The sequence below is a fragment of the Bacillota bacterium genome, assembly GCA_013178415.1.
GTDB lineage: Bacteria > Bacillota > SHA-98 > Ch115 > Ch115 > Ch115.
In genome coordinates, this window is record JABLXA010000017.1 from 112076 (window position 1) to 133788 (window position 21713).

The following is a 21713-nucleotide window of genomic DNA, read 5'->3' on the forward strand; positions in this document are numbered from 1 at the left end:
GAAGGGGAAGGTAGCGAGAAATCTGCCACCCTAGCCCCGGGGCTGGCGAAATCTTGGCCACATTTGAGCAAAACCTGCCTAAATTCCGGCCACCTCAAGGTGAGATCGGCCCAGAATCTACCAAAATGTTCCCGACCTGACGAGAATATTGCCAACCTGGCGAGGAGGCTGACGGATTCTTAGCCACTTTTACGTGGGACCTGCCTGCAATCTCGTCACCCTCGGTCTAAGCTGACGAATTCTCAGTCACCTCCGCGCGTAACCTGCCTAGAAATTCGCCACCCTCAGTAACTACTAATATCGCCTCCGCGTATAATTTCTGACATTATTTTCACCCAACAGTGTTAATGGTTAGCACTATCCCCACCAGATAGTACTAACTATTAGCACCGTTCCCTCCGGATAGTTCAAACCATTAGCACTATCCCCACCGGATAGTTTAAACCTCTAGCACTATTCCCACCCAACAGTGTTAATGGTCAGCACCATTTCCACCAGATAGTGCTAACCATTAGCATTGTTCCCGGCGGATAGTTTAAACCATTTACACTATCCCCACCGGATGGTATCAACTATTTATTGATTAGGGTGCATGTGATATCGGCCAGAAGGCCTTGATCCGAGGTCGACAGGCCTGGGATTGGGGTACTCCTCTTCCCGGTGGCATCTCCCCAGGAAGCCATTACTTGGGTATGGAGACACTGTCCTGGCGGCGTTGGTCCGGGGACTTACTACGACCAATGGGGCGGCTATCTGGGCATGCATGATACCGTCCCAGCGGCTCTGATCCGAGGTCGGCAGATCCGGGCGAAACGTATTTGTCACACAAGCTCCTAGGTCGATATCACCCACACCCGGACAATCGGTCCCTCGATTGTAGTATTGCCCTCGGACCAACCGGTGAAACCTGGTCCCCGGGCCAAGTGCTTTCCTCTAAAGCTTAGGGCACTTTTCTCTAAAACTTAACGAGGAAAGTCTTTATCTCATAGGGTTTGATAAAGAAGTCCAGGTTTCGTCCGTCGAATCTGGCCGGGCTCTCATTGCGCTCAACAAGGTTGCATTCCTTGGCATCCTTGATAGGAAATCCGAACGTGAGAGTCACCGGACCTCGCCTGTTTCCGTACTCATAGACTCTGACCACGATGGCGTCGCTATCTTCGGCCTTCTTCACTGTCTCCACTATTACATTCTGGGCGTTTGAACTGGCAAAGGAGAAGGTGTCAGGAAGCGTGCCCTGCTTTCTTCCAGAACCAAGCGCGCTGCTGGCTCCATACCCCACACAGGCGCCCACATAGACTGCGGCCAGAGGGTAATTGAGACTATAGGCTTCATTCACTGTGCGCCCCCTATACCAATCCTCAGCGTGCGGATAGAGACTGTAAGTAAAGACATGGTGACATTTATCCGCCTTCGGATCCGGACTTATAGCCGACTTGAGCAATGTGAGGCGAATGACATTATCCTTGACATCATGACCATACTTACAATCATTCAGAAGGGAAACGCCATAGCCACCCTCTGACATATCAACCCATTTATGGCCACAAGTCTCAAACTTGGCGAAATCCCAAGATGTATTCCAATGAGTCGGACGTTCCACATTCCCGAATTGAATCTCGAATGTCGCCTTTGTAGCCCGTATATCAACGGGGAAAGCAGCCTTCAGGAGCATCTGGCTTTCCCGCCAATCTACCTCAGTCCTGAAATCAACCCTCGCAATGGAGCGATAGATGGTCATCCGCTGAGTGATCACGGAATCCATGAATCTCCATACCAGCCTCAATACCCCGCGCTCAGGCCCTTCCTCTTCTACAGTCACTTCCGCGAGATCAGTGACCTCCCACATTTTCTCCTTGTAGAATATGTCAATGTCCCAGGCATCAAATCTGAGGGGTTTGTCCTCGAACACCTGGAGGACATTCGCGCGTTCGCCTGGCGCCAGGACTTCCCTATCGCGGATCTTATCCCATACAGATTTTATCTGCCCTGAGCTATTCAGCGTGATAGTGAAAAAACTATTCTCCAGTTTCGCCGGCGTCACGCTGATCTCACATTCTCCGCAGCTGCATTCTGAGGAGCTAGAAGCCGGGCTCTGGCAATCTGGCACAACGGAATCTGCATCCCGGCGGCACGAAGGCGAGCCATCATCTGCATCCTGGCGGCACGAAGGCGAGTCATCCTCAAGATATATAGCCTTATAGCCTAGAGCAGGAACGCCCTCGACGAATAGAAGTAGTTCCTTGCAGGTATCTGATGAAGCGCCTGCGCCACAAGCAGATTCCACTACCTGGCTCCGGACCTTCCTGCCTTCAGAGTCTACGAAGACTTTACCTTCAAAGGCAGGATTCCATGGGACGACTACCACATCAGAACGTTCCCATGATAATGAATTGAACACAACAATTGCTTCCTTCTTCAATTCCATGTCCTTGACGATGTGATCAAGAGCCGCCCTGAGGGTCCCATGTCCAATATTCATGATCTCCTCATACTGCTTCTCACTGTCCTCATAAACCTCGCGAATAGAGGATCCTGGGATGATATCATGGAACTGATTCAGCAGGATAAGCTCCCACCCGTGATTTAGATCTTTCTGCGGGTAAGAAAACCTTCGCCCCATTACATGAGCAAGGGAAGAAAATGCCTCGGCATCATGGTAGAGAATCTCTGACCGCCTGTTGGCCCGTTTATTCTGGCCTTGGGATGTATATGTTCCGCGATGATACTCTAGGTAGAGTTCACCATCCCATACAGGTAAGTGGGGCTCTCCCTTCACCCTTTCAGCCAGTCGATCAAAGAAAGGCTCAGCCTTGCCCAATTCCACCTCTGGCATTCCAGGTATCTCCTTGAAGGCCTTAGCCGTCTCTATCATCGAACGTGTCGGGCCTCCGCCACCATCACCATGGCCGAATGATAGAAGAAGCTCGTCGTTCAGCCGCTTTTCGCGATAGCTATCCCAGATCCCCTTTATCGTCTTTGGTGATATGTCCCCATTATATGTATAAAACCATACATCATCGTTTGCAGGGGTGGTGATGAAATGGGTCAATACCTCGGTGCCATCTATCCCACGCCAGCTGAAGGTGTCATATTGTGGCCTGTTATACTGGCTCCAGCTGATCTTCGTGGTCATGAAATACTCAAGTCCACTTTTCTTGATTATCTGAGGCAGCGCCCAACTATAGCCGAATACATCTGGAAGCCATAATACTTTGCATTCTTTGCCAAATTCTTCCCGGAAAAAGCGCGTGCCGAACAGGAATTGCCGCACAAGGGATTCACCGGATATGAGGTTGCAGTCAGCCTCGACCCACATGCCACCTGTAGGCTCCCATTGTCCAGAAGCCACCTTTTCCTTTATACGCGCGTAGATCTCTGGATGGTCCTCTTTGATAAATTTATAGAGTTGAGGCTGTGACTGAATGAAGTAGTAATCCGGATAGAGATCCATCAGATTGGTTACGGTGGAAAAAGTGCGCGCGCACTTTTCACGGGTGTGTCTAAGCGGCCAAAGCCAGGCCACATCGATATGTGAATGGCCCACACATACAACTTTGGGCCTTATGCCTTCCCTGGATAGTCCCGCCAGAGCGGACCTAAGATAGTTCGCAGCGTTCTTTGCGGAATCATAAAACATATTTGAGCCAGGTTTCCGCCAGTCTATGAGCCTCGTGGCTTCATCCAGAACATTGAGCAACGCGCTTCCCTGAGGCGAATTGTCTCCCAGGACATTGACTGTTCCGATGCCGGTGTTGAGAAGGTAATACAGATCCTGAACGTCTTTATCGATCAAGACCAATTCCGCAGTTTCAAATGTGTAATATGAACCATGCATCCCGCTCGTCGCCTTGATGGCTAGGATCTTTTCGTTTCCATCCCCGGAATTCACGACACTGGCAGGCAAAATCGCCTCTGTATGGTTCACATCGATTCCCTGAATGGGTGCACCGTCCACATACAAGAGCCCTTCCGGACCGCCTCCGCGTCCCTGTCTTTCTGAGAGGTGTATATGAAGTGCCACATTTCCATAAGACCGGCGCCAGTCTTCAGGGATCCCGAATCTCCCCCTAACCCAGATAGTGACATCGCGCCCGCCCCATCGGGCGCCTGGGGTGAGTTCCAGCCATTCTGAATCATCATATTCGGGCTTGCTGACGTCTTCAGCGGCATATTTAGCCGAAGCCATCGCCCCCTGCCCCGCAACTATATAGCGCAGGCCCCGGACAGGCATGCGATGCCGGTAAATATAGCCCTGTAGTTCTCGGACCCGACTTGCGATCTTCTCTACAGTGAAATACATATCCATAGCCTTACCGCAAATAGGCCCAACCCACATCATGTGGGAAGAGCCGCGGCTTCCCTCCTTGATACATAATGAAAGTCGTGCTGGTCTTTCTGGTCTTCGCTTTACCAAAATCTACAAGTCGTCTACATCTTTGCTTCCCCGATACTGATACATATACACCGGCGCAGCAAAAGGCCTACAGTATTCGACCTATGTTCTGGGATCTGCACGACTTATCTTAGTGAGATTCTACAGTGCGGTATTTTCTCCTGCTGCGCGGAGACTAGATCGACCATGAGATTGGCTGCATCGAAAATGATCTGTTGTTGGTGCCGCCCCCGCGGCATGAACGAATACCCTGAAAATAAACGGCTACTATTTTCATCCTTCTGATAATGTAGCGCTGGCATGGAGGTCTACTTATAATCTAGCGGACAAAAATGCCGATATATAAAGAATAGGAGATATGTAGCCATGGCATAAATTCCGACATCCTGCACACCACGGCAGGCGCGAGAATGGGGGTTTTGGGGTGGATCTGCAAAGAAGCTTGAAGCTTTGGGGCGGAGTCATTGTCTTTGCTATCATAACTGGTATCCTTGGCTTTCTCGTCGTAAATAACCTAAATGGAGCTATAGGTGCCCTCTCTGAGGCACCAACCGCCACAGGCGCCGCAGCAACAGGGCTCACAAAAATTCTTCATGCGCGTCTATTTACCTGCATTCTGATACCGACAATTCTCCTGTTCTTAATCGGATCGGTGCTGCTTTCGAGAAGAGAAATAGCGAGAGCTACACGCTATATGCTGCAGCTGACCCATGAGCTCACCTCGGGAGAAATCAGCGCCGCCGCAGAGAGGCAGCAATCGTTGAAGGGGGGAATCACAAGCGAACTCACAGAAGCGTTCAACGATATTACGCAAAAACTCTATGGTCTTCTCAGCAACACTAAGACTCTAACTGAGAAAGTCATCTCCGGCGCCAGTGCCCTGAGAGATTCGGCGGAACAGGCTTCTCAGGCAGCCTCGCAGATTGCAGAGGCCATCGAGGGTGTGGCCAAGGGGAATATAGATCAGGCAAAAAATGCAACAGACACAGTCAGACTGATGGACGAATTGAAGTCCACCATAGACAAGATCGCCTCTACTGCAAATGAGCAGTCCGAAAGCACTCATGAAGTTTCGGAGACCATAAAAGAAATGTCAGAGATGATAGAAAACGTTACTACTCGGGCCGAGCGTGTCGCGCGCGCCGCCGATGAGACATTCAAGGTGGCAGGCGCCGGGCAAGAGACGGTCAAGGCTACAATCAATGGCATGAATCAAATCCGCTCAACTGTTTTGGAAACGGCGCGAAAGGTCCAGGAACTCGGTGAGCATTCAAAACAGGTTGGAGAAATCTTGCAGGTCATCAGCGTCATCGCTGACCAGACAAACCTCCTGGCATTGAATGCCGCCATTGAAGCCGCCAGGGCGGGTGAACATGGCCGTGGTTTCGCTGTGGTTGCAGACGAAGTCAGAAAGCTTGCACAAAGATCAAGCAGTTCTGCCAAGGAAATCGGGGCAATCATAAGCAACATCCGCGAAGGAACTGATTCTGTCATAGCGGCCATGGCTTCCGGCACAGAGGAAGTCAACAGGGGAAGCGATCTAGCGGCTCGCGCGGGGGAGGCGCTGGAAAGCATCGTCAAGGCGATGCAGGTAACGAATGATGAAATCACCGGCATATTAGATGCTGCGAAGAATCTCTCTCTCAACAGTAAGAAAGTTGTGGAATCCGTAAGCAATGTAGAAGATACCGCCGAGGAGAACGCGGTCTTTGCGCAAGAAATGGCTGTGAATAGCGGGCAAGTTCGCGACGCGATAAAGCAAGTATCTGCAATATCGGAACAGACGGCAAGCGCAGCCGAGGAGATAGCCGCTTCCGCCGAAGAAGTGAGTGCCTCGGTGGAAAGCGTCACCAGCTCGGCAAATGCATTGATCTCTGCCGCCAGGGAGCTTGAAACCGTATTGGCGAATTTCAGGACCAACTGAATGGATAAGACAGGGACATATTCAGGCGACTGAACTTCAGGCAGTGCCGCCGCCATGTATGAGAATTGGACGCTATCATAATCCACTTTTCTGAGAAGTCATGGGGATTGTCGCGCTCTTGCTCAAATCCAGCGCTTGAGGGGGTAGGAGAGATGTCAGAGGGACTTGATAAAATGAAGGAACTTGAAGCCCAGGGATATGGCATTACTAAAGCTCGAGAGACTCCAGAAGGAATGGTCAGATGCATACTGACCCAGAGCAGCACGGGAATGAAAAAAGTGGTGGACTTGACGCCGGAAGAATATAATCGCGTGATGAATAGGAGATAACGGGGATAAAACTCCTCAGCACGAATAGAGTGCGGGATGGGTGGAGCAGATCTGCTCCCAACGCTTAGTGGGGGCTTAGCTGACAGACCTATCCCTGGGGTTATGCGTGGCAGGGAGGATTTGACGAAAAGAGCCCGGAGAGAAAACCTGTAGGGAGGGCTTATAACCAAGGTTTCTCCGGGCCTCTGGCGGGCTATGCGATATTGCCTGACATGCCAGTTGGAATAGAGCATTTATGATTCCGCGGTCCCAATGGCCCCAGTAGCCCCAACAGCTCCGGTAGCTCCAGCGACCCCGGCAGCTCCAGGAGATGGCTTCCATGCAGGCTCAGTACTGGCCGCGCCTGTTTTGCCTCCACCCCCTCCGGATAACTCGCCGATGACAGGAGGCATGAGGAAGTCGGGATAGGCGGGAACGCCCATCTCTGGAATGTCAAGCCCAGCTAGCTCATCTTCCTCACTCGTGCGTATACCCATTATTGCGTCAAGAACCTTGAAGAAAATGTATGAGAATCCAAGCCCCCAGATTATGGCTACTCCGGCGCCTACGACCTGAGCGATGAACTGGCCAGGGTCACCATAAAGGAGCCCGGCGACTCCGCGGCCGGCTATGCCCTGATACACGCTGGAGCCTACGCCATTCCAACCGGCGCCATAAGTGCCGTCCGCGAAGATTCCCAGGCTGATGATCCCCCATAGCCCATTGAGACCATGAACAGCGATCGCGCCTACAGGGTCATCTATCTTGAGTTTCCGTTCGATAAAGAATGCTCCTGCGCAGACCAGCACGCCTGCCACCGCTCCGATGATGACTGCAGATGCTGCATTTATGAAAGCACAGGGCGCTGTGATAGCCACCAGGCCCGCAAGGGCGCCGTTGCATGTCATTGCAGGATCTGGCTTTCCGAATTTGAGCCACATATACACCATAGCCACGAGTCCGCTTACGGCACCGGCCATCATGGTGTTCACGGCCACTATGGATATCCTGAGGTCACCACCGGCCAGAGTGCTGCCCGGGTTGAATCCAAACCAGCCGAAGAACAGAATTATCGTCCCAAGTATAGCCAGGGGTATGTTGTGTCCGGGCATCGCAACAGGAGTGCCATCCGCGCGGTATTTTCCTGTGCGCGGCCCCAGGACTATGGCCCCTGCCAGGGCGGCCATCCCACCTATCATATGAACTACTCCCGACCCGGCGAAATCAACCACACCGTGGCCAAGTCCAAATTTGGCGCCAAGCTGCGAAAGCCAGCCGCCGCCCCATACCCAGTTGCCGAAAATGGGATACAGGACCATTGAAATAGACAAAGTAGATATGACAACCGCCAGGAATTTCACTCGCTCGGCCATTGCGCCGGTGGGTATGGTCGCGGCAGTATCCATGAACACCATCTGGAAAAGAAACAGCGCGAATATGCCAACATCATATGTATCTCCCGTCAGGCCAAATCCCTTGAGCCCTATGAGACCAAACCCTCCGGGACTAAACTCACGATCTAAGGCCCCTGCGCCGCCCAAATTTGCGACAGACATGACTCCACCGAACTGGAAAGCGAATCCTACCAGATAATATCCAACGGCACCAACCAAGAACACCATCAAGTTCATCGCCATTGTATGAGCTGCATTCTTTGCCCTTGTAAAACCCGTCTCAACAAGGGCAAATCCAGCCTGCATGAAGAAGACAAGAAAGCCGGCAATTAGCGTCCAAACGAAATTGAGACCGATTTTATCATGGCCGACCTGGTTGGCTAGTTCTATGAAGGTTGGGGCGCCTGGCGTGACTGCTGCCACATCATTGATATTCCCAGTCGCTCCCCCTGCTGGGTCTCCAGCGGACGTCAATGATATCCAGCCTAATAGAAAGGCCAGAGACACCAGAGAAGCAATGAGTATGGCACGAAGACGTGAATGCGAGATTTCCTGACAGCAATTCATACCTAACACCTCCCATAGGGTTTGAGCCTTCGCGAAAGCCTATGGCTAAAGTATATGTATGGAGAAAATGGCAGTCAAAGATACTGTCAGAGACCTGTTAGATAGATTCACATTAATCTGACATGATCATTGATCCAGTGTGAAGGAGGTATTATCATGATTGCAAGAGAACTTATCAATAGCCGGGAGATGAGTGTTATGGCAGATGCTGAACATATTTACCCAATAGGAGTAGTACAAAAACTCACCGCTCTCTCATGCAGGCAAATCCGCTACTACGAAGAACGTGGCATGGTTTCCCCTGCGCGCTCGAAAGGCAACCGCAGGATGTTTTCCCAAAAGGATATTGAGCGCCTAATGGAGATTCGCGACAAACTCAACGAGGGTTGGCTGTTGCAGGCCATAAAAGATGTGATCTGCTCAAATAGGCGAGATACATCGAACAGGGCATATCGGTTGAATGAGGAGCATCGGGAATTTGAGAGATCTGGGGCCTGAAAAACCAGAAACCCGGAATGATATATATTTCCGCCTTTGACGGGCGGTCGTCATGCAGCCTGTCCCCCTTCTCTCTGAACAGAAGGGACCGCGCAACTTAGAGCGGCCCTCCAATTCTAACTCTTTATGACATCGACGTCTGTCTATAGATTGCCGGCTCCAGGGTTGAAAAACAATCCAGCTATATCACCGCTCGGTTACCAGGCGCGCGGCGCACAATCAGCTTATATTTTCAAATTCGCGCCCGGCCGTCTATGCCATCACCCTTCATTTTAAGATGCGACACCACTTTCTTCGCCCCCCGCGCCTTTGATGCCGCCCGCATGGCTGCATCCCTTTCCTCATCGCTCTCTGCTTCCCCTTTCAGGATGACAGTGCCGCCCTTCACTACCGGTCCGATGCGCTGAATATCCACCCCGGGCTCAAGAGCCAATTCCTCTCTCGCCTCAAAGGCCACGTCAGAATCTACTATTTCACCATCTGTTGAAATCGTGATATCATTTACGACATCAACAACCCCGGGAACACCCCGTGCTATTTCCTCGGCCCTATTCCTCTCGGCCAACACATCTACAATCCCCCAGAGGCGAATTTTGCCACCGATCTCCTCCACCTTAATTCCATATGCCCGCATACCCTCATCAGCCTCAAGAGATTGCCGGACCTGATGAGCCAGATCGCGCCGATTTCTACCCGGGCGCTCGCCCCCAATGGCATCTTTACCTTTTTCATAGAACATATGAGCTACTCCACCCCTATGAAGTCTTGAATGCTACCCGCCGGTTTAGTTTACCCGGCTTTGGCCCCATAGACTCTCATAGGGAGAGCAGCTGTCGTAATTCGGTGACATCTTGAGATATTAATTACGCCCCTGAGCGAGTCTAGCTGCCCTGCTGGCAAGTTCCGAGATCTTCACGAGATTGTATCCCTGAACTCCAGTTTCAAGAGTATCTTGCAAAGGACGAACCCACTTCTCCGGCAAGGCCTTTGCACCGAGTATAAGGCCAACGATAGAGCCTACAGTCGCGCCATTACAGTCGGTGTCCCATGCTCCCATGACCGCAATACCTATAGATTTCCCGAAGTCCAGCCCACCATATAAGAGGCCGGTGCATACAAGAAGCGCATTGTTGATGGTGTGCACCGGATGGTAATGCCCGTACTTGCCATATACCTTATCCAGGGCCTTCTCCCAGTCAGCATTGTCCTCTTTCCACCAGCCAAGAATATCATTTACAGCCTCCGCCAAACGGCTGCGCGCTGGAATCTCTGATAACCCTGCACGTATGATCTCTTCCACATCAGAGGTTGCGAACGCCGCGGAGAGCATCGCTGCCACAAACATCTCACCGTAGATCCCATTCTTTGTATGGGAGATACATGCGTCCCTCCAGGCAAGTTCCGCGCCTAATTCGGGATTGCCAGGGGTGACATAGCCCCACATGTCGGCCCTTATCTGGGCACCGATCCACTCCCTGTATGGATTACGATGTACGGCTGACATCGGAGGCATTATAAGGTTAGCCAGGTTTCTATAGGCGACTCTTTCCGCTGTACATGTGTGCAATAGTGGGAGGTGTGATAGCCAGGCCTCTGACACATCCTCTGGCGTGAAATCTATTCCGTACTGTTCTAGAATATGAAGTCCCAAGACGGTGTAGTTGGTATCATCGTCCTCTGGCATTCTTCCCAAAGTAGAGGGGTCAAAGGATTTTTGTTGAGGACTGAATCCGTATTTCGTCAGAAAATCGTCTGGATATTGGAAGTCGAAATAGTCCTCGAGAGGATATGCATTAGTGGCCTTCAGGAATTCTCTGATACCTTCCCGGCCATTGGGTCTCATGGCGTAGCCTTCGACCGGTTTCCCAAGGAGGCAGCCCGCGCAGCGTCCCAACCATGCACCATAAACCTTGTCGTATAATTGCTCATCAGAAAGGCGCGCCTCCAACCTTCTTGGTCCCTCTGGCCTTTCCGCGCGAATCCCCTCGAGATCTGATGGTTCGCTATAAGGGAAATCTGTCCCCACCGGAAAATGGGCAATTTCATCCACCAGCTTTGCAGCCATGACTTCCCGATCCAGCTGGTGAAGAGATTTGACTGCTTCAATACGTTCCATGAAAGGAGTCACATCTTTGCCCTCTTCTCGGGCCTGCCTGACCTCGACGTCAAGGTACTCGGTATTCGTCAACCAGGTAGTGTTCAAGCTAATCCCTCCAAATCATAGGACTGAAAACGCCGGAGCTTTGAGAAACCAAGTAGTTCTTTAATCTCATCCCGCGTTGGCAAGGATGTCTGCGCGCCCATTCGAGTTGTAGCAATAGCCCCCGAAGCGCAGCCATATCTAAGGCCTTCCTCTACGCCCATTCCCTCCACTAAGGCCACGGTAAACGCCCCTATGAAGGCATCCCCTGCCGCAGTGGAATCTATCGCCTTCACCCGAAAGGCCGGCACGTGAAATCCTCCTTCCGGTCCAGCAAAGACCGCTCCTTTCTCCCCCAAAGTCAGTACCACCCTGCCCGGCCCCATGTCCAGGATTCTTTTCCCGGCTTCAATGGCCGTGTGCGGTTGGTCAACAGGACATCCGCATAGGGCTGACGCTTCCACTTCATTGAGAATGAGATAATCCACAATGGAAAGAAGGTCTTCGGGGAGCCTGCGAAAAGGAGCGGGGTTAAACACGGTCATTATGGCATTCTCCCTTGCGATCCGGAGCGCTGTTTGGACTGTCTCCAACGGTATCTCAAGCTGAACTATAAGGGCTTTGGCCTTCGAGATAAAAGATCCTGCCGCTTTTACGTCATCGGGGAGACACCTTCCATTTGCCCCCGGAAATACAGTAATGGTGTTCTCTCCATTATCACCAACGGTGATCAATGCTGTACCGGTCGGCAGATCGGAATCCTTCGCGACATAAGAGACATTAACCCCGCTAGTTGTCAGACTAGAAAGCAATATCTCGCCATATGAGTCCATCCCTACCCGTCCTACCATGCCAGCGGTCGCCCCCAATCGCCTGACGGCTACCGCCTGGTTTGCGCCTTTGCCCCCTGGGGCCATCTGGAAATGATGCGCGATGACAGTCTCACCATAAGACGGAAGTCTCTTGACTTTCGCCACAAGATCCATATTCAAACTACCCACAACTACGATATCTGCCATTACAAAGCACCTTTCTTAGAGGCTCTTGAACTTCCCTGGTTAATAACAACATCGGCGAATTAGGATACCGTGAGATATGACCTGGGGCGCAAGATTTACCAGATCATAGGCAAAATCAACAGTCCCTTCATAGTTTCCTTAGTTCCCTTATAAGGCGCCTATTGCTGAACAGTACTTGATTGTCTTACAATGCTAGATTCCCTTATTATGAGCTGCGGCTTAAGAACAATCTGCTGAACCGGCCTGCCTTTCTCCCTGATACGATCAAGGAGCAGTTCACAAGCAATAGCCCCCATTTCATACTTAGGCTGAGCAACTGTGGTCAATCGTGGGCGGACTACAGACGCAAGGAGCGTATCGTCATAACCAACCACAGCCACATCTTCGGGGACGCGAATTCCCTCCTGCTCCATCGCGTTTAGCACCCCGATCGCCATAAGGTCATTACATGCGAAGATAGCCGTAGGGGGGTTCTTCAATCTCATGAGACTCTTCGCGCCTTGATACCCGCTGTGTTGCCTGTAATCGCCTTCAAGGATCAATTCATTTCGCAATTTGATGCCGTGTTCCAGGAACGCCCTCTTGTAACCCTCGATGCGTTCCATTCCTGTTGTAACGTTCTGAGGACCGGTTATGAGACCGATTGCAGAATGCCCAATATTAATCAGGTGATGAGTAGCTATATAGGCTCCTTCCACATTATCTACCGTCACCAAATCGGTTTTCATCTTCATCCGCCGGTCTGCAAATACCACGGGGATGCCGCCGGCAAGCAGATGCTCGACATGCTTCGTGCTGACCTGGGACGTAGTGAATATCACCCCATCCACCTGCTTACTTCGCAGGACTCTCAAATACTCGGCTTCCTTCCTCGGGTCTCCGTCAGTATTGCAAAGGACCACATTGTACCCATTTCTATGAGCAACATCCTCCACCCCGCGGGCAACAGCAGGAAAGAATGGATTCGTGATGTCAGGAAGCACAAGACCGATAGTATAGCTTTGTTTTGTTATCAAACCCCGCGCAAGGGAGTTGGGCTGGTAATCCATTTCCTCTGCGGTTTGAAGGATCTTCTCACACAACTCTCTCCTTACGGAGCCCCTGCCAGATAGGGCCCTTGAGACTGTGGCTGGAGAGACTCCAAGCTGTTTAGCTATTTCATATATCGTTGTGATAGATGATGCACCTTCCTATTCACAAGACAATGATCATGGTAGGATAACATCCATTTATGCAATGGGTTTCAATCATTATGATAATATCTCTTCGCTATGCGACGAGAAATTCCTTCTTTATCAAGAGAGATTCTATCAATTGTATTTTGTGATGTCAGAAAACGATTTCCTTCGCTAATCGCGATCCCACGCCACGATGCCTAATTCATCCGGGCCCATCAAGGTTTATGTCGATCATTTATTCCAGGATGCTGACCGCGCCCCTAATCGGCCCCCCATCCTGGGCCATCCAGATTACCACAAAGGTAATATCAGACCGGGGCGCCTTAGATCAGCACACTCCATCACATGGGGGATCAGAATAGGGGATCGGTAGTTGGGAGAGAAAATTGGTGCAGACATGTGCCGCATTTCTATAGAGGTTGTATTGTTAACCCCTTTATGTCACAGTGGCACAGCCTTGTTTGCTTCCTTTTTCTTACTTACATTGGTTTCCATTTTTCTGGTTCAATTTTTGCACAAATCAAGTTAGTTAAGTAATAGCGCGAGTATTGTTGATTAGATAGGCTGCATCCGCCCGCACATTACCGAACTTATCCGGTTCCTTTATGAACTCAATGGATATGAACCCTCGGTACCCAACATCGCGAAGCTCTCTTATCATGTCTTTGTAGTTGACCGCCCCTTCGGAGAGCAAACTGCGTTCTATCTGGTCGTCAGGTGTCGTGGCGAACCTGTTGAAATTCTGGGCGTGCACATTTGCGATAAACTCCTTTACCATCCTGAATCCTTCCATGATATCATCGTGGTCGGGCCTAAAAGATGGCTGGTAATTGGCTCTCAGGTTTGGAGCGCAAACATCTTGAATCAGCTTTAATGTTGTGGCCGCAGTATCAGTAAAATAGCCATCGTGCATCTCCATCGCCAAGGTAATCCCATACTCTTTCGCCTCTTTGCAGGCTCTTGCTAGACTCTTCTGAGCCAAATCCCAGTCGTCATCTCTCATCTCCCTTGAGGGCTTATCTCCTACCCATACCCGCATAATAGGTGCTCCTAGCGACTTTGTAATCATTAATGAGTTCCGAAAATCCTCTTCGGAATTTATCGGCCTTCCCTGCGCTGCAAAACGAATGTAAGAACCATACACAGAGACCCGAAGACCGGCAAGAACTATCATATGCCTCACAGCCTCAAGGTCTTTTTCACCTATATTGGGGCCTACATGGGGTGCCTGCCCCCAGATCTCAATGCCGTCAACGCCTATGGACCTGGCTATCTCGATAATATCCCCCAGGGGGAACTCACGAAATGCGATTGTGCACAATCCCACTTTCATGCATTAACCACCACTTTCCCAAAGATTAGGTACCCGCCTTGACTTAAGAACTTATGGTCAAAATGGCTTCTTTCGCCTGGCTAGCAAGAGGCGGACACCCAGAAATGAAAAGACCATGCTCTTTGAAGCGGCGTGTACAAGATCCATAAAGTAACACCCGTTCCTTCGGAAATGAGGGTGGCTTTTCAATGGGCCCCAAGACTACCCGTATCCCCTTAACCCGCTCTTCCCCCACCTCCTCAACAGCAGCTACGAGACCGCTTGCGAAGGCCTGACGGCAGTTTTTGCAAACGGCAGGGTCCACAAAACTTAAGAGCTTTCTATATTTTTCATAGCCGTGCTCGGCCCGACTAAACGTAAATTTGAACTCATCGAGATTTGGCCCCAAGAGCCGGATTTCGTCTCGACTAATAGGCCCAAGCCCCCTTGCAGAAGCCTCCCTTAAATGCTCCACATCAGAAGGCTCAAAACCGAGGAATCTTGCGGCCGTGGCATCGATGGCCACTATATTGTCGGAAGCCAGGAGGAGGTTTGTTTTCAAGGCTTTGCCTCCTACCGGAAAATTACCATGGAGTGTGTAAATTGCATCCGAAATAGTAAGATCACTAGGCCTTCCAACATTGAGGTCCACGATGCAGTCAGACAGCCCCAAATGATGCACAAAACGAGTAGTATCCCCTGGAAGAATACCCATGAGGTTTTTGAGTCCATTTGATATGTCTGATAAGGCATGAGTCCTAAGCCCCGGTACGTTTATGAAGACATCACACTCGTCAACTATCCTGGGGATGACAATAGACATATAAAAGGCCTTTGCCCCGGGGATCTGTTTGAGTTTAAGCGGGGTATCGTCAAAGCTTATCACATCAGCATAATCCCAGATATCCGGGTAATTACGGAGGTTTAAAAATACATTTCTTGTCCGTTCCCCGATGACGACCCTAGCTCCCAAGCCATGACAGAGCTTTGCGATTGCCAGAATTACCTCGGGATGAGTGATCCTCCCCGTTTCCGGAGGGGCAGAAACAAAGAGGTTAGGTTTGACGACCACCAGGTCGCCCCTCCTCACGAATCTCCCAAGGCCCCCGATTAGATCTATCGCTCGGATCACACCCGCCAAGATATCGCCATCCTTGACATCAACAAGTGCTACTTCTGTCACGATATTCCACATCCTTTCTGACGAATCTTATTCCTCCCCTCAGATATAGCCGCCTGTATACATAGCCCGTAGCCACTGCACCCTAATTCGGTAGACTACTATGATCTACATCCCCCTCTTCAGAGCATAGGAAACCCGGCTATCCGGGGTATAACAATTTATGGAGGCCATAGTCTGAATCGAAAGCTTCGCCCTACACCATAGGAATAATGGATAGAGCTATTCTCAAATCTATGGCCTCTTTTAATAAGTGAAGTGAGACTCTGGGGGCCGGGCGGTTCTATAAACCTCCCATCCTGGCGCTGCATAAAGGGCACCCCAATGTTTACTGGATAGATGAAGGCGACAGGCCTCTTTCGTCAGGGTCAGGCCTCCAAAACCTGAACACAGAACCTTACATTTTGAGACTCTTTCGCTATTATCCTCATGAAATAGGAATCCTTCGCCCCTCCGCTCGTTTCAAGTCTATCGAAGCTTCTACACTCTAGAGAGACACGTTCGGGTTCCAATACTCTAAGAACCATGTCCCCTAGATAGCCTGTCAGGAGGAATTCCCTCTCCCCAGCTCTCCTAGGTTTGGTCCCAAGCTGGAGCCTCAATTCTATCTCCGCTTTTTCAGGAACACATACCTCATCGGTCAGGAGTAGCTCGCCGTAGGCGGGCTTCTTCCCTAGTTCAAGGCGTCGATTCAATGATGTGACAAGTCCTCCCGGATATGCCCCGGTCAGGTCAAGCATCACCGTATCTTTATCTGCGCCAGGTCTAAACTCTTCTATCTTGCCCTGAAACTCCTTCCCAATCCCCTGGGATTTCCCATCAATGAAAACCAGGCTATGACCCTCCGCATTGCAGAAAGGGTTCTTATAACGCTCCTGGCTGAAGTAGGCCCGGGTGTAAAGGCCTGCTCCAAGGTCGGTCAGGAAATCCTGGCCCATTGTATGGAAGATAAACTGCCCCACATCTACATGATTATGTGGTTCACCATTGTTGCCAGCTTTTACGGCAAGCACCGGGCCAAGCTTATCCTTCCAGCTCCTTCTAGTTACAAGCCAATCTATCCCCTTGAAATGCCTGTAAGTTTCAGAGGGGAGCAAAGGAGCTGGTAAAACACGATTTCTGAGTCCGCGTATGCTTTCAAACCTGTTTACTCGATGTTTCGGGAGGATTTCGAGAAGCCATGCTAGCTCTGGGCCCAAAAGGGTATGTTCCATCAATGAGTAGACTAGATCTTCACCTAATTTGACCCCAGGGTGACAATCCCCAAAACTTACAAAGCCATCAGGAGGCAGGAAACAATGGAGAGGGAAGCTTCCGGTCAAGTTGAGTTTTGGGTGTTCAAACATATTCAACCTTCCCTCACTCACCCTGAATAGGCTATCTGCAAACCTAGCCAGGTGTGTGAGCCCGTAATTCCAGTATCCCACACCCTCTACCCATCCGCCTTCTTCATCGAAAAATTCAAGGTAATGGTTGAGACGGATGGTAATATCGGATATCATCTTTGAAAGCTGGGGCTCCGGCAGCCTCGATGTAATAGCTGCCGTGCCGATGGCAGCACAACACACTGCACACCAGTTAGACCAGTATCCCTCTGACCACCAGTAATCATCAGGACATTCAAGAAATGGAGCGAAGATGCGACGATTTAGCTCAAAGATAACTCTCTTTTTAAGGTTCAAATCAAAGCGATCTCCCAGAATATCCAGGATCTCCCCAAGGAGTTCCGCTGTCATGCTAGCTCCAAGATCAATGTAGGCTTTGCTGAAATCAAGCTCTTCTGGAAGATGGGCAGGCCAGCACCACGTAGCCTCCTCACATATCGCCCAAATATAATCCTGAAGTCTAGCAAGGAAGCTTGCGTCTCCAGTAAGGAAGCTTCCAAGCGCCAAGGTAAGCATATTCTGGCGTCTAGTCCTGGCAGGGACTTCGTAATGCGAGCGGTTCCCTGTCTTATAGAATTCCGCAAAAAAGGTGTAGGGAGTCTCCGGTATGGGAGAAGATACTATCTCCCTGCACCGCTCCAGGATCTCTTCTCGGGGTAGATCGTCCCGGATCTCTCCAGGGGCTAGAACAATGACCTTCCTTAGCCTTTCGGGGGTTAATATATCCCTTATCCCTTCTGTGTTTAAAAGCTGGTACATCCTAGTTACTCCCTCCTAACGGACAAATTAATGGCAACCGGCTCTGGAGGAGCTATAGAGAGATCACCGGACTTAAAACTATATAGCCCCACTGCCCCATAGCGAACCTCCTCCCCCTGGATCCTCCCTATGAGGAGTTCCGCACGGAAGCTGATCTCCCCTCCCACCCACTCAAGACGGCGAGGGCGGCTTCCAGCAGGACCATATTCAACAAGAATGAGGTCGCGTGCGTCTATCACACACCCGCATGCACCCTCCATCTCAATCTCGCGAATGTGGATGGGTTTCGCTTCACGAGGGAAAGGATATAAGATTACAGGCAGGGTGACCGGAAGCTGGGTTTCGAGCGAAAATACAACCGTGGGGATGGGCCGCCTTACGAAGCCCTCCCCGCCATCTTCTTTTCTCCACTGGGGAATCCATCCCAGCACGGGGTCCTCCTGCCCCTTGATGACCTCTACACTGACAGGGGAAGAGCCGACCGGCATTATTAAAAGATTAGGGCCATCCGGCCTCTTACTGCATGCCCCCATCCCCTGCCACACTTCTGCATTATCGGCATTTAGATGGTAATGCACCTGAACTCTATGGCTTCCCTCACCCTCGAAGCGGTCAGCAACTACCCAATAATCCGGCCTCATGAAAATCACGGAACGTGAATGGGTTACACTCATATCATTATGAGGTCCATAACCATCTTCGTAGCGGCCGCAAGCGTAATCGAAAACCGGAGTTACAACCCAGGGGTTCCGATTCGGAGCATCGACCACATAAGTCTCCCTACGAGCTCTCCGGTTTTGACCCATGCCGTCCACCAATGCGGTGTTATGAGCAGAGGTGGAAAGTACATATTGTCTCCATTTTGATTGGTCATATACATAGTTGCCAGGCTCAGTAAGGACTGTGTCACCGTAGGCATAGACCACTATATTAAGCTTATCCTCGTGCTGATGGCCATACCCGAAAGGACCTGCATCAAGAAGTAGATATCGGTCATCCTTATCCCAACCGCTCCGCATGATGTAATAACCCGCGTACCTGAAGGCATGGGAGTCATGCGCAGGTTTCCTGCCCTCTTTCCCCCGGGTAGCCCCGAAGAGATATTCCCCCTTCCCGTAAAGCCGGTAAGCCTCTTTAAGGGATTCGTTAACCCTAGTAGGAAAGGCGTCATTTAGTCCGGGAAGCTCTCCGTTAGGCATCATCATATAAAGATTGAATTCATACATCTTCTCCAATCTAGCAATATAGTCCGGGGGAAGCTCAACGTGGTTCAATCTAGCGAGATGAGCTACTGCCATAAAGTTCTGAAGGGCTACCTGGTGATAGGAGGTGGTGAGTTCAATCTGAGCCCCATCAGGATAAACCTGCCTTGTAAGCTCTTCGTAAAGGCGGTTTAAAGCAATCTCAAGCCACCTCGGCGAATCCTTAAACTCAGGAAACATAATGGCTACAGTCGCAAGCCCATTACACTCCATGGTAACCCAGTTACCGCTTCGCTGGGGCTGCTCTACTGTGATTCTCTCAAGGTGATGTGCATGGTCCATAAAGGACTTCACCATGACCGCATGCGTTTCAGGCGTAAAGGAAGGGGAGTTCAGGAAATAATGGTAGGCATCCATCCAGGTTGTGGAACTCCTTATGCCGGCTTCTATGGTTCGCCATCTCAGGGAACGATTTCCATAATTAGGGTCATCGAGCGGCACCGGGGAAGTTGTGACCCAATGCTTCATTTGCCTTACCCATTCCAGCGCATAATCCTCGTTCCCCGTCTCCCAATATGCCCTTCCGAGAACGACCCAGAAGTGAAACCTATTTAGATTGCACCATGTCCACTCGTTAGTGAAATCTGGTCTCGAAGGATCAACGGGGTTGAAGTCCCAGTTTATTGGATCGCCTACGTATGCTGGTTCCCCTACGTAACCGCCAATGATGTGGTCCATCACATCCCTGGCGTAGTCTACCTCTCCGTGACCTTTTCCCTTTGGAGACTCCTTCCAGTCAAAATGCCATTTCGGGTAATCCCTGAACCGTCTAAACCTGAGGTAGGCCTCCTGAGCACCAGGGATATCATCCCTATTTAGTGCCAGCTTCACAGTTTCGAGCCCCGGATAGTCGAGATTGAGGTTCTCAAAGAGCTGCCGACTACTCTCCATGAAAGAACTTCCTCCTCGAAAGGCTCCTGCCTGGAATATTTGCCACAGTCTTCCACGCAGGAGCCCCACAATTTACCTACCGTTCCCGGTCCTGCTACTTTCCTTTCTTGAAGAAGAACTGGCATGGGTTAAAGGGAGCAGGGTTTGGATAGAGCCACGACCCGAAATAGGTCTCAGGGACGTTCCGGAAGTTGTTTTTCGCGATATAGTATCCCAACGGCGGCCTGCTGATGCCTATTATATAGAGGTTTTCCGCGTCGATCTTCAGTATCTCCTTCATCAATTCTATCTGCTTATTTTCATCCGGCGTTGTAAGGATCTGGTCGTAAAGCTGCATCTGCTTCTTGACCTCTGGAGGCGGCTCCTCCCCTGACTTTCCGCCAGTATTGTACCATAGCTGCCAGAGCGGAGCATGGTTGGATTCTACGCTAAACGGAAAGTACCATCGGGGTTCGAGCAGGACTTCCATTCCTCCGTCTCCGCCCCAGATTGCAACGTCATGTTCAGCAGCCTCTTTACGAGTATAGAAGAGCGAGCGGTCCTCTACCTTAATCGCAGTCTTAACACCTACGGCCTCCCAGAACTGCTTAACCATTGCACAGGCGTCTTCCCAGTTAGGATTGCCGGCAGCTATCTCTATCGTCAGAGCCAGCGGCTTCCCGTCGGGCCTGAGCCTGAAGCCGCTCTTATCGCGCTTCGTAAGGCCCATTTCATCGAGGAGCTTATTAGCCCTCTGCGGGTCATATTCTATGTAAGCCTTGGAGAGCGGTTCGTAATAGAATGGGGACTCCGGAAGTGGGGAGGGCTGGTATGGTTCACCCTGACCGTAGTAAACCGTGTCTATAATGTCCTGACGGTTTATCGCCAGGGACATGGCAAAGCGAAACCTGCGGTCGTTGAAGATCTTCCGGAGAACTGGGTCCTTGTGGTTCAGGTTGAAGGCGATTACCATAGTATTCATGCCGCTGCCCACGACCTTACCGATTCTGTAATCCCCCTTGGTCCGGTTCTCGGCGAAAACCGAATAATTCTGCACCTGGGCGATGTGCCTATCCTGATAGTCTATTTCCCCGGCAAGCGCCTTCATGGTTGCAACCTCAACGTTATCCACTATTTCAAAGACTACCCGGTCGATATAGGGTAGCTGATTCCCCGCTGTGTCGACCTTCCAGTAGTAGGGATTCCTATCGAAGGTAACCACGGGGCCCGTACCAAGAGCCGTGGTAAGTCTCCACGCATGTAACGTAGGACGTTCGGGGTTCATCCAGGCATCGTTTTTATTGGCATAGAGTTGATACCAGTGATCAAGTTTAGCTTCCTTCACCATCCCTTCCAGCTTTTCTTTAGGGGCATATTTGATATGAAACTGCTTCATGTAGCCCAACTTCCGCAACCCAGGCCTATTTTTCGATCATTTTGGGGTGTCGAGTAAGGCAAAAGCCCAGCTAGACACATTGTCCATCTGCATAAGCTCAAAATAGTGACGACAAGTGATACGATTTT

Annotated in this window: 14 protein-coding genes; 3 read left to right on the plus strand and 11 right to left on the minus strand. The window is 50.7% G+C overall.

Annotation, left to right across the window (positions count from 1 at the left end; translation table 11 throughout):
- Positions 1-955: 955 nt before the first annotated feature.
- On the minus strand, positions 956-4300 hold the full coding sequence (locus HPY52_13050) for an alpha-mannosidase (protein NPV81177.1): 3345 nt from the start codon (positions 4298-4300) through the stop codon (positions 956-958).
- Positions 4301-5087: 787 nt separating this feature from the next.
- Here HPY52_13050 and HPY52_13055 point away from each other — a divergent pair.
- Positions 5088-6317 (plus strand): hypothetical protein, encoded by a 1230-nt coding sequence (locus HPY52_13055; protein NPV81178.1) that lies wholly within the window; start codon positions 5088-5090, stop codon positions 6315-6317.
- Between the two features lie 152 nt (positions 6318-6469).
- Complete coding sequence (locus HPY52_13060; GenBank protein NPV81179.1) at positions 6470-6646, plus strand: hypothetical protein; 177 nt, start codon at positions 6470-6472, stop codon at positions 6644-6646.
- Positions 6647-6879: 233 nt separating this feature from the next.
- On the opposite strand, the gene HPY52_13065 is transcribed toward HPY52_13060, so the two are convergent.
- Entirely contained in the window at positions 6880-8586 is a 1707-nt protein-coding gene (locus HPY52_13065) for an ammonium transporter (protein NPV81180.1), read from the minus strand.
- Between the two features lie 189 nt (positions 8587-8775).
- Between HPY52_13065 and HPY52_13070 the strand changes: the two genes are divergently transcribed.
- Entirely contained in the window at positions 8776-9084 is a 309-nt protein-coding gene (locus HPY52_13070; protein ID NPV81181.1) for a MerR family transcriptional regulator, read from the plus strand.
- A gap of 232 nt (positions 9085-9316) precedes the next feature.
- On the opposite strand, the gene HPY52_13075 is transcribed toward HPY52_13070, so the two are convergent.
- The 9 genes from HPY52_13075 to HPY52_13115 form a co-directional block, all read right to left on the minus strand.
- Positions 9317-9823 carry a BON domain-containing protein gene (locus HPY52_13075; protein ID NPV81182.1) on the minus strand — a complete coding sequence of 169 codons (507 nt, stop codon included), beginning with the start codon at positions 9821-9823 and terminating at the stop codon, positions 9317-9319.
- Between the two features lie 120 nt (positions 9824-9943).
- On the minus strand, positions 9944-11287 hold the full coding sequence (locus HPY52_13080) for an ADP-ribosylglycohydrolase family protein (GenBank protein ID NPV81183.1): 1344 nt from the start codon (positions 11285-11287) through the stop codon (positions 9944-9946).
- A complete protein-coding gene (gene rbsK / locus HPY52_13085; GenBank protein NPV81184.1) occupies positions 11284-12243 on the minus strand; it encodes a ribokinase in 960 nt (319 codons plus the stop codon). Before rbsK ends, HPY52_13080 begins: the two co-directional genes overlap by 4 nt.
- Positions 12244-12401: 158 nt before the next feature.
- Positions 12402-13418: a LacI family DNA-binding transcriptional regulator gene (locus tag HPY52_13090; GenBank protein NPV81185.1), complete on the minus strand. Its 1017-nt coding sequence runs from the start codon at positions 13416-13418 to the stop codon at positions 12402-12404.
- A 532-nt stretch (positions 13419-13950) separates the two neighbouring features.
- Positions 13951-14754 (minus strand): sugar phosphate isomerase/epimerase, encoded by an 804-nt coding sequence (locus HPY52_13095; protein ID NPV81186.1) that lies wholly within the window; start codon positions 14752-14754, stop codon positions 13951-13953.
- Between the two features lie 43 nt (positions 14755-14797).
- On the minus strand, positions 14798-15916 hold the full coding sequence (locus tag HPY52_13100) for a DUF362 domain-containing protein (GenBank protein ID NPV81187.1): 1119 nt from the start codon (positions 15914-15916) through the stop codon (positions 14798-14800).
- Between the two features lie 365 nt (positions 15917-16281).
- Positions 16282-18057: a hypothetical protein gene (locus HPY52_13105; protein NPV81188.1), complete on the minus strand. Its 1776-nt coding sequence runs from the start codon at positions 18055-18057 to the stop codon at positions 16282-16284.
- A gap of 5 nt (positions 18058-18062) precedes the next feature.
- The gene (locus tag HPY52_13110) at positions 18063-20210 is read right to left on the minus strand and encodes an alginate lyase family protein (GenBank protein ID NPV81189.1); all 2148 of its coding nucleotides are present in this window, start codon (positions 20208-20210) and stop codon (positions 18063-18065) included.
- A 94-nt stretch (positions 20211-20304) separates the two neighbouring features.
- Positions 20305-21585, minus strand: coding sequence for an ABC transporter substrate-binding protein (locus HPY52_13115; protein ID NPV81190.1), 1281 nt, complete (start codon positions 21583-21585; stop codon positions 20305-20307).
- Between the last annotated feature and the right edge of the window lie 128 nt (positions 21586-21713).

Coding starts and splice junctions, on each gene's coding strand:
- HPY52_13050 (NPV81177.1), bottom strand. CDS start 4,300: ATGTATTTCACTGTAGAGAAGATCGCAAGTCGGGTCCGAGAACTACAG.
- HPY52_13055 (NPV81178.1), top strand. CDS start 5,088: ATGCTGCAGCTGACCCATGAGCTCACCTCGGGAGAAATCAGCGCCGCC.
- HPY52_13060 (NPV81179.1), top strand. CDS start 6,470: ATGTCAGAGGGACTTGATAAAATGAAGGAACTTGAAGCCCAGGGATAT.
- HPY52_13065 (NPV81180.1), bottom strand. CDS start 8,586: ATGAATTGCTGTCAGGAAATCTCGCATTCACGTCTTCGTGCCATACTC.
- HPY52_13070 (NPV81181.1), top strand. CDS start 8,776: ATGAGTGTTATGGCAGATGCTGAACATATTTACCCAATAGGAGTAGTA.
- HPY52_13075 (NPV81182.1), bottom strand. CDS start 9,823: ATGTTCTATGAAAAAGGTAAAGATGCCATTGGGGGCGAGCGCCCGGGT.
- rbsK (NPV81184.1), bottom strand. CDS start 12,243: ATGGCAGATATCGTAGTTGTGGGTAGTTTGAATATGGATCTTGTGGCG.
- HPY52_13095 (NPV81186.1), bottom strand. CDS start 14,754: ATGAAAGTGGGATTGTGCACAATCGCATTTCGTGAGTTCCCCCTGGGG.
- HPY52_13105 (NPV81188.1), bottom strand. CDS start 18,057: ATGTACCAGCTTTTAAACACAGAAGGGATAAGGGATATATTAACCCCC.
- HPY52_13110 (NPV81189.1), bottom strand. CDS start 20,210: ATGGAGAGTAGTCGGCAGCTCTTTGAGAACCTCAATCTCGACTATCCG.
- HPY52_13115 (NPV81190.1), bottom strand. CDS start 21,585: ATGAAGCAGTTTCATATCAAATATGCCCCTAAAGAAAAGCTGGAAGGG.